The sequence below is a fragment of the Shewanella seohaensis genome, assembly GCF_023283775.1.
Lineage (GTDB): Bacteria > Pseudomonadota > Gammaproteobacteria > Enterobacterales > Shewanellaceae > Shewanella > Shewanella seohaensis.
The window spans coordinates 321,893-340,453 of sequence record NZ_JAKILE010000003.1; the positions used below are offsets into that span (position 1 = coordinate 321,893).

The 18,561-nt window shown below is 47.1% G+C and carries 16 protein-coding genes; 10 read left to right on the top strand and 6 right to left on the bottom strand.

What is annotated here, in order from left to right; genetic code table 11:
• Positions 1-160 precede the first annotated feature (160 nt).
• The 5 genes from L2713_RS05220 to L2713_RS05240 all read left to right on the top strand — a co-directional run bounded on the left by L2713_RS05220 (position 161) and on the right by L2713_RS05240 (position 7,227).
• On the top strand, positions 161-2,419 hold the full coding sequence (locus L2713_RS05220) for an ABC transporter permease subunit (protein WP_248967184.1): 2,259 nt from the start codon (positions 161-163) through the stop codon (positions 2,417-2,419).
• Between the two features lie 59 nt (positions 2,420-2,478).
• Positions 2,479-4,137: a phosphate ABC transporter permease PstA gene (pstA, locus tag L2713_RS05225; RefSeq protein WP_248967185.1), complete on the top strand. Its 1,659-nt coding sequence runs from the start codon at positions 2,479-2,481 to the stop codon at positions 4,135-4,137.
• A gap of 33 nt (positions 4,138-4,170) precedes the next feature.
• On the top strand, positions 4,171-4,989 hold the full coding sequence (gene pstB / locus L2713_RS05230) for a phosphate ABC transporter ATP-binding protein PstB (protein WP_011623310.1): 819 nt from the start codon (positions 4,171-4,173) through the stop codon (positions 4,987-4,989).
• Positions 4,990-5,116: 127 nt separating this feature from the next.
• The gene (gene phoU, locus L2713_RS05235) at positions 5,117-5,827 is read left to right on the top strand and encodes a phosphate signaling complex protein PhoU (protein ID WP_011623309.1); all 711 of its coding nucleotides are present in this window, start codon (positions 5,117-5,119) and stop codon (positions 5,825-5,827) included.
• A gap of 317 nt (positions 5,828-6,144) precedes the next feature.
• Positions 6,145-7,227 (top strand): DUF3137 domain-containing protein, encoded by a 1,083-nt coding sequence (locus tag L2713_RS05240; RefSeq protein ID WP_248967186.1) that lies wholly within the window; start codon positions 6,145-6,147, stop codon positions 7,225-7,227.
• Positions 7,228-7,333: 106 nt separating this feature from the next.
• Here L2713_RS05240 and L2713_RS05245 read toward each other — a convergent pair whose 3' ends face one another.
• From L2713_RS05245 to L2713_RS05265, 5 genes are all read right to left on the bottom strand, one after another.
• The gene (locus L2713_RS05245; RefSeq protein WP_248967187.1) at positions 7,334-8,257 is read right to left on the bottom strand and encodes an IS5 family transposase; all 924 of its coding nucleotides are present in this window, start codon (positions 8,255-8,257) and stop codon (positions 7,334-7,336) included.
• 213 nt (positions 8,258-8,470) lie between these two features.
• Complete coding sequence (locus L2713_RS05250) at positions 8,471-8,950, bottom strand: hypothetical protein (RefSeq protein WP_248967188.1); 480 nt, start codon at positions 8,948-8,950, stop codon at positions 8,471-8,473.
• A gap of 14 nt (positions 8,951-8,964) precedes the next feature.
• On the bottom strand, positions 8,965-9,846 hold the full coding sequence (locus L2713_RS05255; protein WP_248967189.1) for an Imm49 family immunity protein: 882 nt from the start codon (positions 9,844-9,846) through the stop codon (positions 8,965-8,967).
• 205 nt (positions 9,847-10,051) lie between these two features.
• Complete coding sequence (locus L2713_RS05260; protein ID WP_248967190.1) at positions 10,052-10,726, bottom strand: cold-shock protein; 675 nt, start codon at positions 10,724-10,726, stop codon at positions 10,052-10,054.
• A gap of 264 nt (positions 10,727-10,990) precedes the next feature.
• Positions 10,991-11,386, bottom strand: a complete 396-nt coding sequence (locus tag L2713_RS05265) for a VOC family protein (RefSeq protein WP_248967191.1) — start codon at positions 11,384-11,386, stop codon at positions 10,991-10,993.
• Positions 11,387-11,548: 162 nt separating this feature from the next.
• On the opposite strand from L2713_RS05265, the gene L2713_RS05270 reads away from it, so the two are divergent.
• From L2713_RS05270 to L2713_RS05280, 3 genes are all read left to right on the top strand, one after another.
• Complete coding sequence (locus L2713_RS05270; protein ID WP_011717603.1) at positions 11,549-12,154, top strand: DUF502 domain-containing protein; 606 nt, start codon at positions 11,549-11,551, stop codon at positions 12,152-12,154.
• A 659-nt stretch (positions 12,155-12,813) separates the two neighbouring features.
• Complete coding sequence (locus L2713_RS05275) at positions 12,814-14,790, top strand: BCCT family transporter (protein WP_088210703.1); 1,977 nt, start codon at positions 12,814-12,816, stop codon at positions 14,788-14,790.
• 88 nt (positions 14,791-14,878) lie between these two features.
• Positions 14,879-15,241, top strand: a complete 363-nt coding sequence (locus L2713_RS05280; RefSeq protein WP_011717601.1) for a YajD family HNH nuclease — start codon at positions 14,879-14,881, stop codon at positions 15,239-15,241.
• 25 nt (positions 15,242-15,266) lie between these two features.
• Here the strand turns inward: L2713_RS05280 and L2713_RS05285 are convergent, their stop codons facing one another.
• Positions 15,267-15,500, bottom strand: coding sequence for a DUF1289 domain-containing protein (locus tag L2713_RS05285; RefSeq protein WP_011623302.1), 234 nt, complete (start codon positions 15,498-15,500; stop codon positions 15,267-15,269).
• A 309-nt stretch (positions 15,501-15,809) separates the two neighbouring features.
• Between L2713_RS05285 and L2713_RS05290 the strand changes: the two genes are divergently transcribed.
• Complete coding sequence (locus tag L2713_RS05290) at positions 15,810-17,192, top strand: methyltransferase (RefSeq protein ID WP_248967192.1); 1,383 nt, start codon at positions 15,810-15,812, stop codon at positions 17,190-17,192.
• A gap of 254 nt (positions 17,193-17,446) precedes the next feature.
• Complete coding sequence (locus L2713_RS05295; protein WP_011717598.1) at positions 17,447-18,496, top strand: 3-oxoacyl-ACP synthase III; 1,050 nt, start codon at positions 17,447-17,449, stop codon at positions 18,494-18,496.
• The last annotated feature ends 65 nt before the right edge of the window (positions 18,497-18,561 follow it).

Genomic DNA, 18,561 nt, shown 5'->3' on the forward strand with positions numbered 1-18,561 from the left:
AAAATCGGGTGTAACACAACTGTCATCTTTGCGTCATATAATTCAACGCACTTAGAATGAAGGGTGTTGTTATTGCTCAGTTTATGCTCAAACAGTGTAAGCATAGCATTTCGCAATTCCTAGCGAAAAAACTCACAGGCTTTAATAATAGAGGTTCTTAATGGAAAGTCAGGTCATTCAACCTGGTTCTGCGCCGCAAAGTATGCTGAAAGGCGGACGTTCAAGTCGCAGGGCATTTAAGGATAAAGCGGCTCAAATTGGGGTCACGATTGGCGGCACTATGGTGTTTGTCGCCTTATTGTTGATCTTCTTCTATTTGCTGTACGTGATTAAACCCATTTTCGACAGCGCGGATGTGACTCCCGTTAAAAGCGTGAGTTATCAACATGCTGAAGTCGCGACCCTGATGGTCGGTGCCGACGAGCAAAATGAGGTCATGTATCGCGTGGCCGCCGATGGCCAAGTGGATTTCTACACTGTTGCCGATGGCAGCTTACTCTCCAGTTTTACACCGCCATTACCTGCGGGTGTGAGCGTAACCAGCGCCGCGATTGCCGCGCCGAGTGAGCAACGCTTCGCACTGGGGTTAAGTAACGGTCAAGCCTTAATCGTAGGGATTGAGTTTGGCTTAAGTTACCCTAATAACAAGCGCCTTATTACCCCAAAACTGCGTTACAGCGCGGGTGACGCGCCGATCACTATCGATGAGTTGGGCAGTGCTATCCATCATTTAGCCTTTAGTTACAGCAACGATAAAATCAGCTTCGCCTACCAAGATGACAATGGCGCTTGGCGTTTAAGCCGTCTCGAAGGTCAAGAAAACATGATGACCGAAGAGGTGGAATGGACCACCACTGGCGCACTACTGCCCGATGCACCTAAAAAAGTTGCACACCAGTTGATGACGCCAGACCAACGCCAATTGATGCTGCAAATGGGCAACAAGGTGTTTATCTACAATATCCGTGATGTTGAGAGCCTGGATTTAATGCAGGTGATTGATGCGGAAAAGGAAAAGTCTAAGGTTAACAATATTGCCTTACTCGCCGGTGCCAGCTCGATTCTGGTGAGCTACGACTCAGGTGTGGTAACTCAGTACTTCCAAGTGAATGGTCCAAAGGGCCGTTTATACAAAGAGATCCGTGAGTTTACCGACTTACCGCCAGTGGCCTCGATTGCCTCTGAGTTCTACCGTAAAAGCTTTGCCGTGGTGAGCCCTGAGGGTGAGTTATCACTCCTGTACACCACCAGTGAGCGCGAACTGTTTGATGAAAAGTTTGACCTTAAAAACCCAGGCGTGATGGGCTTTAGCCCTCGTTCTAACGGCCTAGTGGTCGAAGCGGACAAGCAACTGAATATCTTCCACGTGGAAAACTCGCACCCAGAAGTGTCTTGGAGCGCGCTGTGGAATAAGGTGTGGTACGAAGGTTACCCAGAGCCTAAGTTTGTGTGGCAATCCACCTCGGGTAGCGATGACTTTGAAGCCAAACTCAGCTTAATGCCATTGGCCTACGGCACCATGAAGGCGGCGTTCTACGCCATGCTGTTTGCCGTGCCATTAGCGATTGCGGGCGCCATCTATACTGCTTACTTTATGTCGCCAAAGGTGCGCGGCATCGTTAAGCCAACGATTGAAATCATGGAAGCCTTACCGACGGTTATCTTAGGTTTCCTCGCGGGACTTTGGCTTGCACCGCTGATTGAAGAGCACTTGCCGGGCATCTTAATTCTGCTGATCCTGCTGCCGACGGCGATTCTGGTGTCGGCTTACTCTTGGAGCAAATTACCCGGTACTTGGAAACAACGTCTGCCTGAAGTCTATCAGGAGCTGATGCTCATTCCGGTTATCTGTTTTGTGGGTTGGTTCTCCTTTGCCATCAGCCCGATGATCGAAGTGGCGCTGTTTGATGGCAACACTCGTCAATTTATCACTAACGAATTAGGCATCACCTTCGACCAACGTAACGCGCTGGTAGTGGGTATCGCCATGGGCTTTGCGGTTATTCCAACGATTTTCTCGATTGCCGAAGACGCGATCTTCTCTGTGCCACGCCATTTATCCAACGGCAGTTTGGCGCTGGGCGCGACGCCTTGGCAAACCCTGACACGTGTCGTGCTGTTGACCGCAAGCCCAGGGATCTTCTCTGCGGTCATGATGGGTCTTGGCCGCGCTGTGGGTGAAACCATGATCGTACTGATGGCAACGGGTAACACCGCCATCATGGAATGGAGCGTATTTGAAGGTATGCGTACGCTGGCGGCTAACATCGCGGTGGAAATGCCAGAGTCGGCGATTGGTAGCTCGCACTACCGTGTGCTGTTCCTCGCGGCCTTCGTTCTGTTCGTATTTACCTTCTTCTTTAACACGATTGCCGAAGTGGTAAGACAGCGTCTGCGTGACCGCTATAGCTCGCTGTAATGGAGATAAGATAATGATACTAAATACTATTTCGCCAATGACCTTGAGAGGTTTGTGCAATGGGTAAGTGGGTAAAATCAGGCTCGCCATGGATTTGGATGACAGGTGGCGCGGTGAGCATCAGTTTGATTGCAGTATTAGGCCTGTTACTGCTCATTGCATGGCGCGGATTAAGCTACTTTTGGCCTGCAACGATTTATCAATGGGAACTCGAAGATAACACAGGTACGCGTTCAACCTTAATCGGTGAGATTTACGATAGGGAAGAAGTGCCGACCGAACGTTTAACCGCCGCGGGCCATGTGTTTAAACAGCCACCCGGTGAGTTTGTGACGCGTTACTTAGTGAAAACCGGTAACCGTGAGTTTGTGGGCTTAGATTTCCGCTGGATTTTAGCAACAGACATTATCAGCCGTAGCGAGCCTGCCGATGTGGCCATGCTCGAGCGTGCTAAAAACGGTAACTTTTATGGCTACCCTGTGGCCGTGATTGAAAACGGTAAACGCTTAGAGCTGAAAAACGATGCGCTTGAATCCTCTTTAATGGAGCATATCGACCGTGCCGTTGCTTTGTCTGACAAAGCGTTATCACTGCAAAAACAAGATATTGGTACGATTAACTACAAGATCGAAAAACTGCGTTTAAAAGAGCGCCGTTACGAGTTAGATGGTGAGTTGACCGATAGTCGTAAGCAGGAGTTAGCTGCGGCGAAACTCGCGCTCGAGCAAGACTATAAAGTACTTGAAAAAGAGCTGTTTGCCCTGCGTGATGAAGCCGCTCGCGACTCTGTTATCGTGCGCGACATGCGTGGTGTTGAGGTTGAACTTAAGCTGGATTCGGTTCTCGATGTCACCTACGTCAACCACTTAGGCTTGATGGGTAAAATCGGTCATTGGTTTACTGGGCTTGGCCGTTTCCTTATGGATGACCCACGCGAAGCCAACACCGAGGGCGGCGTGTTCCCTGCGATTTTCGGTACCGTGTTTATGGTGCTGTTGATGGCGATTATCGTGACGCCATTTGGGGTGATTGCCGCGATTTACCTGCACGAATATGCCAAAAAAGGCCCAATCACTAAGATGATCCGTATTGCGGTAATCAACTTAGCGGGTGTGCCATCGATTGTGTACGGGGTGTTTGGTTTAGGGTTCTTCGTCTACATGATGGGTGGCTCGATTGACCAACTGTTTTACGCCGAAGCCTTACCGTCACCGACCTTTGGTTCACCAGGGGTGATTTGGTCGGCGCTGACATTAGCGATTCTGACCCTGCCAGTGGTGATTGTATCGACCGAAGAAGGCTTAAGCCGTATTCCTAGCGCGGTGCGTCAAGGCAGTTTGGCACTGGGCGCGACTAAGGCCGAAACCCTGTGGCGGATTGTGATCCCGATGGCAAGCCCTGCGATCATGACGGGTCTGATTTTAGCCGTGGCCCGCGCTGCGGGTGAGGTGGCACCGTTAATGCTGGTGGGTGTAGTGAAATTAGCACCGACATTGCCACTGGACTTAAACTTCCCGTTCGTGCATTTAGAACGTAAATTCATGCACTTAGGGTTCCATATTTATGATGTGGGCTTCCAGAGTCCTAACGTTGAAGCGGCACGTCCTCTGGTATACGCCACCTCCTTCTTGCTGGTAACAGTGATTGTGGCACTGAACTTAACCGCGATTAGTGTGCGTAACCACTTACGTGAAAAATATCGTTCGCTTGAGCATTAATCAGCGATTATCCTGAAAGTATTAGGACTGAATATGATTTCTATAGATTCGACAGCCATGAAAACCAACAACTTTGACTTAGCAAACTTGAGCCAGAACGATACCGCACTGGAGATCCGCAACTTAGACCTGCGCTATGGCGACAAGCAAGCGCTGTTTAATGTGTCGATGAAGATCCCGAAGAAGCAAGTTACGGCGTTTATCGGCCCCAGCGGTTGTGGTAAATCCACCTTATTGCGCTGCATTAACCGCATGAACGATCTGGTCGACAACTGCCATATCGACGGCGAGATTTTGCTGCACGGTCAAAATATTTATGACAAAAAAATCGACGTTGCCGCCCTGCGCCGCAACGTAGGTATGGTGTTCCAGCGCCCTAACCCATTCCCTAAGTCGATTTACGAAAACGTGGTTTATGGTCTGCGTCTGCAGGGCATTAACAACCGCCGTGAACTCGACGAAGCGGCCGAGCGTTCGCTACGCGGCGCGGCGATTTGGGATGAAGTGAAAGACCGTCTGCACGATAACGCCTTTGGCTTATCCGGTGGTCAGCAGCAACGTCTGGTGATTGCCCGTGCGATTGCCATCGAGCCCGAAGTATTACTGCTCGACGAACCGACTTCGGCCCTCGACCCGATTTCAACCTTAACCATCGAAGAGCTGATCACTGAGCTTAAGACTAAGTACACAGTGGTTATCGTTACCCACAACATGCAACAGGCGGCGCGGGTGTCGGATCAAACGGCCTTTATGTATATGGGCGAATTGGTGGAATACGCCGATACCAACACCATTTTCACCACACCGAAAAAACGTAAGACCGAAGATTATATTACCGGCCGTTACGGTTAATCACCTTGCCTTTGGCAGTGGTGATGTGAGTGATAAGCGATAAACGAAATAAGCCACCGCCTAGAACAGAGTTAAACATTGCAAACTCCATCTAGGCGTTGATACAGTTGAGCAAAAGGTTGGCCAAATGGAAAATATGAATTTAAACAAACATATCTCTGGGCAATTTAACGCCGAGTTAGATGATATCCGTAACCGTGTACTCGCCATGGGTGGCTTGGTTGAGCGTCAGTTAGAGCAAGCCATCGACGCCTTAAGCACCTTAGATGCCGAATTAGCGCAAAAGGTGATCACCGGCGATCACAAAGTGAATGGCATGGAAGTCTCGATTGACGAAGAATGCACTCGCATTATCGCTAAACGCCAACCAGCGGCGAGCGACTTACGTCTGATCATCGCGATTTCAAAATCGATTGCCGATCTTGAGCGTATCGGTGATGCCTGCGTGCGTATTGCCAAGGCCGCATTAGATAAGCGTTTGAATAATCAGCAACCGTTATTAGTCAGCATTGAAAATATGGGCCGCCATGCGATTCGTATGCTGCACGCAACGCTCGATGCCTTAGCCCGTATGGATGCCGATTCGGCGCTGGAACTTCACAAAGAAGATGCCAAGCTCGACCGTGAATACGAAGGCATTATCCGTCAATTAATGACCTACATGATGGAAGACCCACGCTCAATCCCCGATGTATTAGACGTACTCTGGGCCGCTCGTGCGGTTGAGCGTGTCGGCGACCGTTGTAAAAATATCTGCGAATACATTATTTACTATGTGAAAGGTAAAGACGTTCGCCATACTTCCTACGAAGATATGGAAAAGGATTTAAAGGACTAAACGCCTTTTATCACACGGCTTTATCCGCAAACGCTCTGCCTAACCGCAGAGCGTTTTTGTTTTGTGTTTCTTTAGGGGATAAAGTGAACTGTAAGTCAGACAAGAAGTTTGGTTTACGCCTCTGACCTATAAGAAGGGTTACCAATTAGCAAGTTTATCTTTTTGCATAAATCGTTGTTTGAAATTTGTTATTTACAATAAATAACCCTTTGTTTAATCTGACACTCGCTATAGGTTAATCTCGGCGTTAACCGACACTCGAGAGTAGAAACAGCGCAATGGAATGGGCGCGTATCGGCGATTACAGGGATAAGTAGATGAGCCAATTGTTGTATTCTTTAAAGCAGGGATTCGAAGCCCTGAAAAGTATTCGCAACCATATAGTGGAAGCGAATTTACCCGCAGATTTCCCTCGACCCGAATTACCGCCGATATCAGAAGAGGCGAAAGCGGCACTGTTGCAACTACTCGAGCCGCTAGAAGCTTATCGAATTGAAAAACTTGAAACGAAACTTTCTCGGAAGAAATGGGCCAAGCGGTTAGGCTGGCTCCTGTGCTTACCTGCGCTGGTTGTTGATTTGATGTCGTTAGCCTCAAATAGTGACCCAAGCATTCTGAGCTTGATTGTTCTCGCAGGCATCTTGATGTGGGTTCAGTTGCCTGAAATACAATTTAAGCGCCATTATAAGAATAAAATTTTACCTGTTTTACTCGATAAATTAGGGGATTACCAATATAGCCCCGATTCCTGTGTCAATCTGGATGCCGTGGCTGATTTTGAACTCATGCCCAGTTTTAGCAAGAAAGAAGCTGAAGACCATATTCGCGGCAAGGTAGAAGATGTTAGCTTCGAGTTTTGCGAGTTAACCTTAAAATCCCGTGGAGGCAAGTCGGATAAAATTCAATTTAAGGGTGGGGTGGTGATTATCACTATGCCCTTTCATTTTGAATCTCACACCATTGTTAGCCAAGACTATGGTTCCCTGGGGAATGCCATTTCAGGCATCAAGCAACCCAGAGTTAAACTAGAAAGTGTCACCTTTGAGGCCATGTTTGAAGTGTATTCACACGATCAACATTATGCGCGATATTTATTGTCACCCGCAGTGATGGAACGATTGGTTGAGTTGGAGCAGTTATTCCGGAAAACTGCACGAGGTTCAGGGATAAGCATCGAGTTTAAAAACAATACAGTGCTTATTATGGCGAGCTATTTTGGTAATTTATTTGATAATGTGGACATCAACTTGCCCACACATGATATGTCAAAGATCCCATTATTACAGCAGGAGCTGGTCCTTATCACTAGCATTATCAAGCAGCTAAAACTGGATTATCTCGCGGCACAAAATGTGGCAGCACAAAAAATGCATGCGAGGATGGAGACATTAGCGAGTTAACGATAATAGTGTGCTGAGCGGTTATCTATTCGCATAGTTTTATACAGAGGAGGCTTTGTTTCCTAAATCGATTCAGCGAATAAAGCCCCTCATAATCGTTTAAAAATCAAGCTATATAGTGGGTTTCAGGCATACCTAGCCCAGTGAGTTTGTTCAAAGCCCTAATTATCGCGTAAGTTTCTCCCACCTGAGCGTTATAATTCCGCATGCTCAACGTGCCTCCTAGCAGTTGTTTTATCCTGTACATTGCGGTTTCTGAGATTGAGCGGCGATGATAACCATACCGTTTTTTCCACTGCTTATTTGAACCATAAAGCTGTTGCCAACTGACCGCTAAGTTACGCGGATGTCCCTGTTCCCAGAGTGCGGCTCTTTCCCTCGGTGGAATGAGCACTAAAGCGCGTTTTCTACGAACCGCATCGTGACAAGCTTTCGTGTCGTAAGCACCATCACCCGAGATATTACGGATTTTTCGATGGGTTTGCTTAAGTAAATTGGGCATCACTTCAGCGTCTGTTACACCTGATAAACTGAGTTCTGCGGCAATAATTTCATGGCTATGTGTATCGACGGCAATATGTAGTTTACGCAACACACGGCGCTTACCATCTGTACCATGTTTCTTCACTTTCCACTCGCCTTCGCCATAAACCTTCAGGCCTGTCGAGTCGATAGCCAAGTGCTCAATGGTGCCACGAGTCTTGGTTTTAAAAGCAATCTTGACGGTTTTCGCTCGTTTGCTGATGCAAGTGTAATGTGGGTACGAAAGCGGAATATCAGCCAGTTTAAACACTGAGTTGATAAAACCTTGTAACGCTCGTAGCGGCATAGAGAAAACACGTTTAACCATCAGCGCGGTGGTAATGGCTAAGTCGCTAAATACGTGTGGGCGACCTTTCCGTGGTTGCTCGACCTTGGCTTCCCACTGGGCGATAGCATCCTCGTCAATCCAGAAGGTAAGCGAGCCACGATTGATTAAGGCTTGATTGTATTGCTTCCAGTTGGTTGTTTTATAGCAAGGTTTTGGCACGGGTGATGAGTGAATTGATGGGCAATGCCGATCAGATCAACGTCTACTGTTTTAGTTCAACTGATTTAGGAAACAAAGCCATAGCGGTATACAAACTTTCTTGTTTAATGCTTAAGCAATATACAGTCGGAGATTATTTACCGCGTCGTTAAATTTTGGGGTCTACTTTTTCGCCTATAATTTTTAACCTAATTTTACCTCGTTTTTAAGTTATCAATCTTGAATAGTGAGCGGAATTATATTGAGCTTTTTCGTCTCCATATCAATAAACGCAATCGCTAGCGAAATAGTGTTATCTTTTACGTGTCTTTCAATTTTATCTGCGATGGCTAATTGCGTACCAGATAAACGCAGTGAGTAGATGACCATATCTAACCAAGGCTTAGAAAATTGCAAAAAACAACCCATTGATTGTTTATCTAGCTGAATACCGCCGTCAGAACCTGTAATTTTCATGCCAAGCATTAATAAAAATTGTCCGTTTTTCTCGCCGGCCGCAAGCATGTCATTATTATATTCACCTCCAAATCGACCAGGTAATACTTCTAGACCTTGCTGTTCTGCAACTGTGAGAAATATGTCACTTCGACGACGAGCATCTGTTGAATATTCATTCATTTGATAACTGATATCTTGCATCTGTTTATCGACATTTACTGGTGACTTATTTTTAAAAATATTAAATATGCTCATATAAAATCTCAATTTTAAACAAAGGGTGATGAACCAACGGTAATATCGACTCGTTTATCCACTTCACTCACAGGCGAGTAAGGTGCCATTTCGTTAGTAAATGGCTGAAATATATAAAAATCGGCTAAGAAGTCATATTCATCACGATACGAGACAAGAGGGGATATCGGTAGCCATTCCACAGGCAAATAAGGACTATCCACTTGTACCTGATATCCAGCACGCCAAGCCATTTTCGCGTAAATAAAGCCAAACAACGACATTAAATGTTCGGTTAATCCCAGTGCGCCATCAAAATTGCGCACTTTAGCTTTCGGGCCCGTAAGGTTGTTCAATACCTGCTCCATCGCAGGTACATCTCCTTTTGCCAACGCTAGATAGAACTCATGGTCAATTTGGTACTTTGCCATTTTCTTACCTGGTGGATTGGCTAAAATATATTCAGCACGTTCCCCCAACAAATCCCATTTACCTTGAAGCGCTAAAATCGCTTGGAACGCATGATATTCAGGGCAGCCCACACGGTTGCGCACTGCTTTCCCGCCTGTTACTCGGTAAAGAGGAGAGATAAACTGGCTGTACCAGCTTATCAAAGGCTCATGATCACTTATCAGTGCCATAAAGTGGCAAAATGCTCCTTGCCAGACGCTATTTGCTCTCTGGTAGTAGAGTCGATACAACTTTGCGGAGGTATAGGCATGTTGGCGAAGTTGCTCTAAATCTCCATCCTTAAACCATGCCAGCAAGGATTTCGCATAATAGTGAGACTTCAATTCTAATAAGCAACCTTGTCGTGAGCCTTTATTCGTCGCAATATACTCTAGCGCATCATCAATTCCCGGTTCTACAGTCCAATTAAGTCTATCTATTCCCGTTTCAAAACATATTTTTGCCATGTCATTTTATTCCATAAATAACTTCAACACTGGCTTTAACGGTTTTATTTACCATCATACTTTACAGCTATAAACCACAGTTGAAGAAAACAACCTAATACAATGCATGAGCTGAGTTGCGAATTTTGTAAGTATTTAGCTGACCAATCCGCGTTACTGATGCAACTATGCCAATAAATAACACTATCGACTTGTTTTAGACTCGCTAAGCAGGAAAAACAGCTATAGCACTGAGCACTAGAGCGAGCGGTATGAGTGTGATCATGGCAAGGCTACCTAGACAACCAGATAGCTGCTTTTGTCGTGCTAAATTTTCGGCTTCACTCATTTGTTTAACTGCCAGCTCTACATCTGCTTTTCGCTTTTCTAGTAACTGTGCAGAGGCTATAACCAGTTCTTGAGAGTCAGCGGGAACTTTCTCGGTTACAAGGGCGAGTTCACCCTTGAAGGCGTGTACCGTATAGCGATAATTTCCTTTCGAGAAAGTGTCTTTCTCAAAATTGACATTGAGTACGGCATTGCACCCACAATGCTTTGCAAGCTGTTCTAAATGACGTCTCCCCTCACTGGGATCCTTAAAAAAACGGGTAGCAATGGGAAAACTGGCTATCACTGTGCCGTTTTTGGGGCGACTGTCTCTAGTGGTAAAAAAGTTAACTAATCGCTCCTTGATAAAGACTTCAGGCAAACTGATTGCTTTGGCGGCTAGGCCTTTAGGTGTGGGCGTGGGATCAAAATTGACAATACTGCCTTTGACTAACTTGTCTTCATCTTTCCTGTTTAAAAGCTCGGAAAAATGCAAAAAATAACTCTCACCATCATCACCTTGGATAAACCCATACTTTTTAGTCGCAAGGTATGAGACAACTTTTCCTTTCAAAATATAAACCTATTTAAATGAATGTTGAGATTAGTATGTTTGCTGGTTTTTATAAATGAAAAATATTGTAAATCATATAGATAATATTATAAATGCACTTATTTTTGTCGTGCGAGATATTGAGCACATTTTCAAATGGGAGTGTCGATTCCTGTTTTCCTTTCATCATCGGCTAACATTTTAGAATTCCGCGTTTTATGTTTGGCTGTCGTTATCTATCGCTTTTCCCTCTTTGCTGGTTTCAAATAAGGGTTGTTTAAGGAATCACAGCGCGCAGGCAGGCAAATATTCGGATAATTCCAATAGATTCAAATCGGGGTCGCGGATATAGACGGAGTTGATGCGACCTGTGGCGCCGGTGCGCAGGACTGGGCCTTCAATAATCTCAACTTCAAGGCTGTTTAAGTGGTTGATCACTTCTTCGATATTGTGGCTGGCCACAAAGCAGAGATCGGCGCTGCCGGGCGTGGCAAGGTTTGCCTTAGGTTCAAATTCGGCGCCTGCTTGGTGAAGATTGATTTTTTGATCGCCAAAACTTAAGGCGATTCGACCCTGACCAAATACGGACTTTTTCATCCCTAACACGCGTTGATAAAAGTCGACGCTGGCCTCGATATCTTTCACGGTTAACACTAAATGGTCTAGGCGGGTCACGCGCATATTCTTTCCCTCGATGCCGTAGCGGTTTGTTATTGGTTTTCTCTGCGCCTTACCTTACATCAAGTGCTGGTGCAAAAGTGACTCTGTGGTAGCATTTAACGCGCTTTTTAGCGTAAATAATTTATGCCTTTTTTTTATCCTATTGGATTTGATGAGATTGTAATGAAGAAAACCTTAGCCCGTGGTTTGATGAACCTGCTGCCGATGGCGTTAAGCCTGTGGTTGTTTTGGTCATTGTTTGTATCGTTAGATGGTTTAGGGATTTTTATTTTAGAGTTGGTAGGGATTAACCAACATTTTGTCGGCGCGGGCTTTATCTTAGTCGTGGCCATAGTGTTTGCGGTGGGCTTGTTATTTTCGGTGAGTCCCATTGTATGGCTCTATGGCTGGATTGAACGTCAGCTGATGCGTTTTCCGCTGTTTAAATCTGTTTATGGCAGTATTCGTGATATCGCTTCCTTAATGAACCGTGAGGGTAAACCCAATACTCAGCAAACCGTGTTGGTTAAACAGGCCAATGGCGGGTTTGTGGTGGGTTTTATTATGACGGATACTCCGCCGCAACCATTGCTCGATGCCTTACCCGAAGGGGATTGGGTGCCTGTGTTATTCCAACTCAGTTACCAAATGGCGGGGGTCACTAGCCTAGTTAAACGTGAAGATTTGATTTTAGTGGATTGGTCTTTTGAAGAGGCGATGCGCTTCAATTTAACCGCGGGGATCTCGCAAACGCCGGGCGCGGCAACGGTAAAAACTAAAGCCGAATAAGTTGGCTTTGATTTTTGAGTTAGTTTTTTGCGTCAAATAGATACATTTTTGTGATACAATCCGGTGGCGACTTGATAGGTCGCCATTTTTTATGCTAATTCAGTGACTGCTGTTTAGCATTATCTGTGTCTCTATTGAGTCAGTTTTCGACAGCATGTGGTCTCTGTTCGAAGGCGCCTCAGTAGGGCTTAAGCAAGGCCGAGTCGTTATTTATTACTGGTAAACCGTTAGCCGCTAATCGCGCTTTGCATTCCTCATCCTCGATATCACTAATATCGAACCGCTTGCATGTTTTATGTTGCCATAGAGGTTGAACCCTGCGATTCGGTCGCATGGTGTCTATGCTCGCAGCTCGCTGCCTTTGAGAGGGCGGTTGGTTCTGAAAGGGCATTGCACAACTGCGGTGTAGTGGTTGGTCGAGCAAATGGTTACTGACTTTGCTATTGCGTAAAAGCGCCGGGCAAACAGGCTAAGGTGAGGAAGCGTTTCAACATGAGTATGACATCACAAGGCATTGCCGATCGCGAGTCCTTGTCATGGATTATTTGTGCATATTTCATCCTGATCACATACTGCTGAGGCAAGAGTTATCTATTATTGTGCTATCTCTTCAAAATTGAAGGGATTTCAATAGGAATTGCCTGATACAAGGGAGTTTTATGTCTATAAAGTCGAGTATAAATCCACCGGTTTTTTATTCGTCGGTCTTTTTTATCACCTTCATGGTGATGATCTGCGCCATTTGGCCGACCGAGGCCAATCACTTTTTCAAATCCATGCAGTCGTGGTTAGAAGCCAAAGCGGGCTGGTTATATATCCTTGGTGTGGCGATTTTTCTGATTTTTATCATCTTTGTCATGGTTAGTCGCTTTGGCGACATTAAGCTCGGCCCCGATCATGCTGTGCCCGATTATAGCTATAAGAGCTGGATTGCGATGCTGTTTTCGGCGGGGATGGGGATTGGATTGATGTTCTTCGGCGTTGCCGAACCCGTGATGCATTACTTAGCGCCGCCCGATGCAACGCCTGAGACCTTGGCCGCCGCTAAAGAAGCCATGAAGATCACTTTCTTCCACTGGGGCATACATGCGTGGGCGATTTACGGGGTGGTTGCCCTGAGTTTGGCCTATTTTGCCTATCGGCATAAGTTGCCCTTGTTACCCCGAAGCGCACTCTATCCCTTAATCGGTGAGCGCATTCATGGCCCGATTGGTCACTGCGTCGATACCTTTGCGGTATTGGGGACAATGTTTGGGGTCGCGACCTCTCTAGGGTTTGGGGTATTGCAGGTTAACTCTGGCCTAAGCTATTTATTCGAGCAGTTGCCGAATAACACCACAGTGCAAGTGTCGCTGATTATTGGCATTACCTTACTCGCCACTCTGTCGGTATTTTCGGGACTCGATAAAGGGGTGAAGCGCTTAAGTGAGCTTAACTTAGGCTTGGCCCTTATCCTGCTGCTGATTGTGTTAATTCTTGGCCCAACCGTGATGTTGCTGCAGGCTTTTGTGCAAAATACTGGCAGTTATCTCAGTGATATCGTTAATAAAACCTTTAATCTGTACGCCTATCAGCATAAGGAAGACTGGCTAGGTGGTTGGACGCTACTCTACTGGGGCTGGTGGATCTCTTGGTCACCTTTTGTCGGCACCTTTATTGCGCGGGTGAGTCGCGGCCGCACTATACGTGAGTTTTTAGTCGGCATTTTATTTGTGCCTTCGGCGCTGACCTTTTTGTGGATGACGGTATTTGGTAACTCGGCCATCGACGCGATTATGAATCAAGGCGCGACCTACCTAAGCGAAGCGGTGAATACCAATGTGCCCGTGGCTTTGTTTGTGTTTTTTGAACATATGCCGTTCCCGCATCTCCTGTCGGGCATTGGGATTTGTTTAGTGGTGACCTTTTTTGTGACCTCATCTGACTCGGGATCCTTAGTAATCGACAACCTGACCTCGGGAGGCGATAACAATGCGCCAGTCTGGCAACGGGTGTTTTGGGCATTGCTTCAGGGCGTGGTGGCCTCGGTGCTGCTCATCGCGGGCGGTTTACAGGCACTGCAAACCGCTGCTATTGCCAGTGCGATGCCATTTTTATGCGTGATGCTGCTGATGTGTTTGGGGCTGTATAAGGCGCTGAAAGACGATTGGCTTAAGATCAACAGCGTGCAGCTCCACACCACCAGTGTGCAATACGCTAAGACCAATATCAGCTGGGAGGATCGTATTGAAGTTTTAGTGTCGCATCCCACCGAAGATGAGGCGCGTATCTTCCTCAATAATGTGGCGACACCGGCGTTATCTAAGGTGTGCCAGCAATTTATGAGCAAGGGGCTGACGGCGGATCTTGAGTATCTCGACGGCAAAGTGCGATTGGTGATCAGCAATGAAGCCTATCAACCCTTCGTATATGGTGTGCGAATGCGCTGTTTTGAAATCGTCAATCCGGTCGGAGAAGAGTTAGAGCAGGGCAACAATTGGTATTATCGCGCCGAAGTGTACTTAGAGCAGGGCGGCCAGCACTATGATGTGATGGGCTATACCGAAGAGCAGCTATTGGCGGATGTGGTCACCCAATACGAGAAATACCTGCACTATTTGCACTTGTCCAATGCTGACCAAGGACATGTCGCCTAAACGCTTTGCGTGTTAGAAATATTGCCCCAAGGAATAACTCGGATTATCCTTGGGGCACTTTTTTAGGGGTCATCAGTTAGGTGTAAGCATGTCAGCAAATCCAGGCCAGAGTAAGTTAGATCAAGTCTTAGCCCAAGAGCGGGAATACCGTGCGAAACGTGAGGGCGGTTACCGCGAGCAAGCGCTCAAATTGTATCCTTGGATCTGTGGCCGCTGTACCCGCGAATTTACCTCAAAAAACTTAAGCGAGTTGACGGTTCACCACAGAGATCACAACCACGATAACAACCCATCCGACGGCTCGAATTGGGAATTATTGTGCCTCTACTGCCACGATAATGAACATTCACGCTTCGAAGAACTGATCCGCTACGGTAGCACTACCGAAACCAAGCAAGCGGCGGCGACCTATAATCCCTTTGCCGATTTAAAGGCGATGATGAAAAAGTAGTGGTAAAAGTAAAAGGCCTGAAATTTCAGGCTTTTTTTGCAAGTCGTGCCTCGGCTTCCAGCCATTTAGCGCGGCTTAGCACCTGTTGATTTTCGTCGCCTTCGAAATGGGCTTTGCGGGCGGGAAGTTGCGCGATAATCGCGGCATGTTCTGCATCGCTGCTATCGCGCCAAGCGACAATCTCATCGATATGGCGAAAACAGCCCATGCAATAATCTTCATCATTTAAGCCGCAGCGGGCAACGCAGGGGGAGAGCATACTTTTCCTCTTAACTGGTTTTCGTCATCGGGTTTAATGGGTGAGGCCGCAGCCTTAACTGTTGCTGCATGAAGGCGTATCTCCCATGCATGCCAGCGAGTAAAGCAGGCTGACAAAAATTGTGGCGATACTAGCAGCTTTAGCCGCCATTTGGGCAGCGATATTAAGTGAAATGCACCTTGATATTCGTAAAGGCTTAATGACGGCACTGTTTGCAAATTGGTTTTAAAACAGTGCTGTTGTGAAGACGTGGCGGCTAAGGCCAATAAGAGAGTCAAATGGAACACATCAGAGTAAAGCAAATTCAGCATGGCAATTAAGCTCGATAATCATAAGCAGGCAAGGGATATATCCGACAGTCAGGAGAGGCTCAAGGCGCACTTTATCCAGTTGGATAAGCTACTTGAGCAGAGCCGCGCCCTGTGGCAAGTGCGCGCCTTTGAGGCAAAAGCACTGCCTTGGGCGGCACAATTCCCAAGGCTTGCAACCACCCTTTGGGCGCTTGATGATGCCGTGCTCGATACTTTGGATGCCGAGCAATCGGCGTTAGTCGATGCCTTATCTCCCGCACTAAAGCAGGATCTTGCCGCGTTAGGCTTAGACTGGGATCTGTCTTTACTCACATTGTCCTTTGCCGAACTTTCGCAGGGCTCAGATATTGATTCAGATATAGGCTTTGATATTGGCTCTGACATTAGCTCTAACGATATTGAAACTGCTACTTTACCTCGTATTGATCTTACTGAGATGGCTCACTTTAGCGCCCATATAAAAGGCCGTAAGTGGGAGCAGATCACTGCCTTTGTGCAGCATTTGCCCGATGCGGGATTACCCGTGCTCGAGTGGTGTGCGGGCAAAGGGCACTTGGGCCGTTTGATTGCCAAAGCGCGTGGTGTGGATGTGTTAAGCCTCGAGTGGCAGGCGATGCTCTGTGAAGAGGGCCAAGCTTTTGCCGATAAATGGCATTTATCACAGCGCTTTATTTGCGCCGATGCTTTCGCTATCGAAGGTAATGCTCACGACAATTCCGCTCATCAAACCAATCCTTTTTGCGCTCACCAACAGGCGGTGGCGCTGCATGCCTGTGGCGATTTGCATGTGCGTTTACTGCAATTAGCCGCAGCGGCGGGCACACAGGCACTGGCGATTTCACCTTGCTGCTACCATTTAATTCAAGCTAATCAATATCAAGGCTTATCAACACTCGCCAAACACAGCGCGCTGTGTTTAAGTCGCCATGACTTGCAATTGCCTTTACAACAGAGCGTGATCGCCAATCCGAAACAACAGGCGCTGCGACATCAGGAAATTGCTTGGCGGCTGGGGTTTGATGCGCTGCAACGAAATTGCCGTGGCATAGATGCTTATTTACCTTTGCCCGCCATAAAGCAAAGCCAGCTGAGCGGCGAGTTTGCCGAGTTTTGCCATTGGGCGGCGGCGCAAAAGGCGGTTACTTTAGCCGCAGATTGTGATTTTGGCGCTTGGCTCGAGATAGGCAAACAGCGACAAAGGTTAACCCGGCGCATCGATTTGGCTGCGCATTTATTCCGCCGAGCGCTGGAGCTGTGGTTAATTCTCGATCGCTGCTGTTTTTTGCAGGAAAGTGGCTATCGGGTAACCCTGAGGGAATTTTGTGCAACCAGCGTGACGCCGCGAAATGCGCTGATTTTGGCGCAAAAATCGAGCGATTGAAAAATAATCTGAATGATGAGGCCATACTTGCCTGTTTTTTATGAAGTATTTCTTTATTAGTTCATTTTGAATTAACGGATAGGCGGCATGATCTGCACAAGGGCTTATAAGCTCTGTGAGACAAGTCTAAGACGAAAGATGGTTTTTTATTGAATCATCGGGCTTTTCTTGTTCAAATGTCGCCTTAATGACAAATAACAACTAAAAACTGACCTAAAAGATCAGTGATCTTAGTGAGCGAATAAAACAGTTTCATGAAATATTCCCGCGTATTTATTAATAGCCTTGCCTATGAACTGGCACCTGTGGTGGTTTCCAGTAGCGAGCTAGAATCTCGCCTCGCGCCTCTATATCAAAAATTTCGCATTCCTATGGGGCAACTTGCGGCGTTAACGGGCATTACCGAACGCCGTTGGTGGCCTAAAGGGCATCAATTATCCGATGGAGCGATTAAAGCGGCGCACAAGGCGATTGCAGAAACGGGAATAGAAGTCGCCGAACTGGGTGCTGTGGTGTATACCGGCGTTTGCCGTGACCAACACGAACCCGCCACCGCTTGCCGGATTGCGGCGGCATTAGGTGTGTCGAAGGACACTGCGATTTACGATATCAGCAATGCCTGTCTTGGGGTGTTATCGGGCATTTTAGACATTGCTAACCGTATTGAGCTTGGCCAAATTAAGGCGGGTATGGTGGTGTCCTGTGAATCGGCGCGGGATATTGTCGATGTGACCATTGATAATATGCTGGCCGATCCGACCATGCAGAATTTTGCGCAGTCGCTGGCGACCTTAACCGGCGGCTCTGGCGCTGTGGCGGTGATCCTGACCGATGGCAGTTTGCCGCTGACGAATGTGCGTAAGCATCAGCTACTTGGTGCCTCCCATTTATCTGCGCCGCAGCACCATCAACTGTGTCAGTGGGGCTTGCAGGAAGTGGGGCACAATATTTACCGTGAGTTTATGCGTACCGATGCGGTGACCTTGCTCAAAGAAGGAGTCGAGCTGGCAAAACACACGTGGGAGCATTTCCTCGCGCAGCGGAATTGGTTGGTCGAGCAGGTCGATAAAGTGATCTGTCATCAGGTCGGCGCTTCAAACCGTAAACAGGTCTTGAGTGCATTAAATATTCCACCTGAAAAAGAATTCCCAACATATCAACTGCTTGGCAATATGGGCACAGTCTCTTTACCCGTCACTGCGGCCATGGCACACGATCAAGGCTTTTTACGCCCTGGGGATCAGGTGAGCTTTTTAGGTATCGGCAGTGGTTTGAACTGCATGATGCTGGGGATTAAGTGGTAGTTTTCCAAGATTGTTATCTGCCTTAGCCGACGCTTGAGCGCAAGGTTTGCTAGGGCATTTTTATG

Coding starts and splice junctions, on each gene's coding strand:
- L2713_RS05240 (WP_248967186.1), top strand. CDS start 6,145: ATGAGCCAATTGTTGTATTCTTTAAAGCAGGGATTCGAAGCCCTGAAA.
- L2713_RS05295 (WP_011717598.1), top strand. CDS start 17,447: ATGAAATATTCCCGCGTATTTATTAATAGCCTTGCCTATGAACTGGCA.
- L2713_RS05255 (WP_248967189.1), bottom strand. CDS start 9,846: ATGGCAAAAATATGTTTTGAAACGGGAATAGATAGACTTAATTGGACT.
- L2713_RS05270 (WP_011717603.1), top strand. CDS start 11,549: ATGAAGAAAACCTTAGCCCGTGGTTTGATGAACCTGCTGCCGATGGCG.
- L2713_RS05265 (WP_248967191.1), bottom strand. CDS start 11,386: ATGCGCGTGACCCGCCTAGACCATTTAGTGTTAACCGTGAAAGATATC.
- pstB (WP_011623310.1), top strand. CDS start 4,171: ATGATTTCTATAGATTCGACAGCCATGAAAACCAACAACTTTGACTTA.
- L2713_RS05250 (WP_248967188.1), bottom strand. CDS start 8,950: ATGAGCATATTTAATATTTTTAAAAATAAGTCACCAGTAAATGTCGAT.
- L2713_RS05285 (WP_011623302.1), bottom strand. CDS start 15,500: ATGCTCTCCCCCTGCGTTGCCCGCTGCGGCTTAAATGATGAAGATTAT.
- L2713_RS05280 (WP_011717601.1), top strand. CDS start 14,879: ATGTCAGCAAATCCAGGCCAGAGTAAGTTAGATCAAGTCTTAGCCCAA.
- L2713_RS05275 (WP_088210703.1), top strand. CDS start 12,814: ATGTCTATAAAGTCGAGTATAAATCCACCGGTTTTTTATTCGTCGGTC.
- phoU (WP_011623309.1), top strand. CDS start 5,117: ATGGAAAATATGAATTTAAACAAACATATCTCTGGGCAATTTAACGCC.
- L2713_RS05290 (WP_248967192.1), top strand. CDS start 15,810: ATGGCAATTAAGCTCGATAATCATAAGCAGGCAAGGGATATATCCGAC.
- pstA (WP_248967185.1), top strand. CDS start 2,479: ATGGGTAAGTGGGTAAAATCAGGCTCGCCATGGATTTGGATGACAGGT.
- L2713_RS05220 (WP_248967184.1), top strand. CDS start 161: ATGGAAAGTCAGGTCATTCAACCTGGTTCTGCGCCGCAAAGTATGCTG.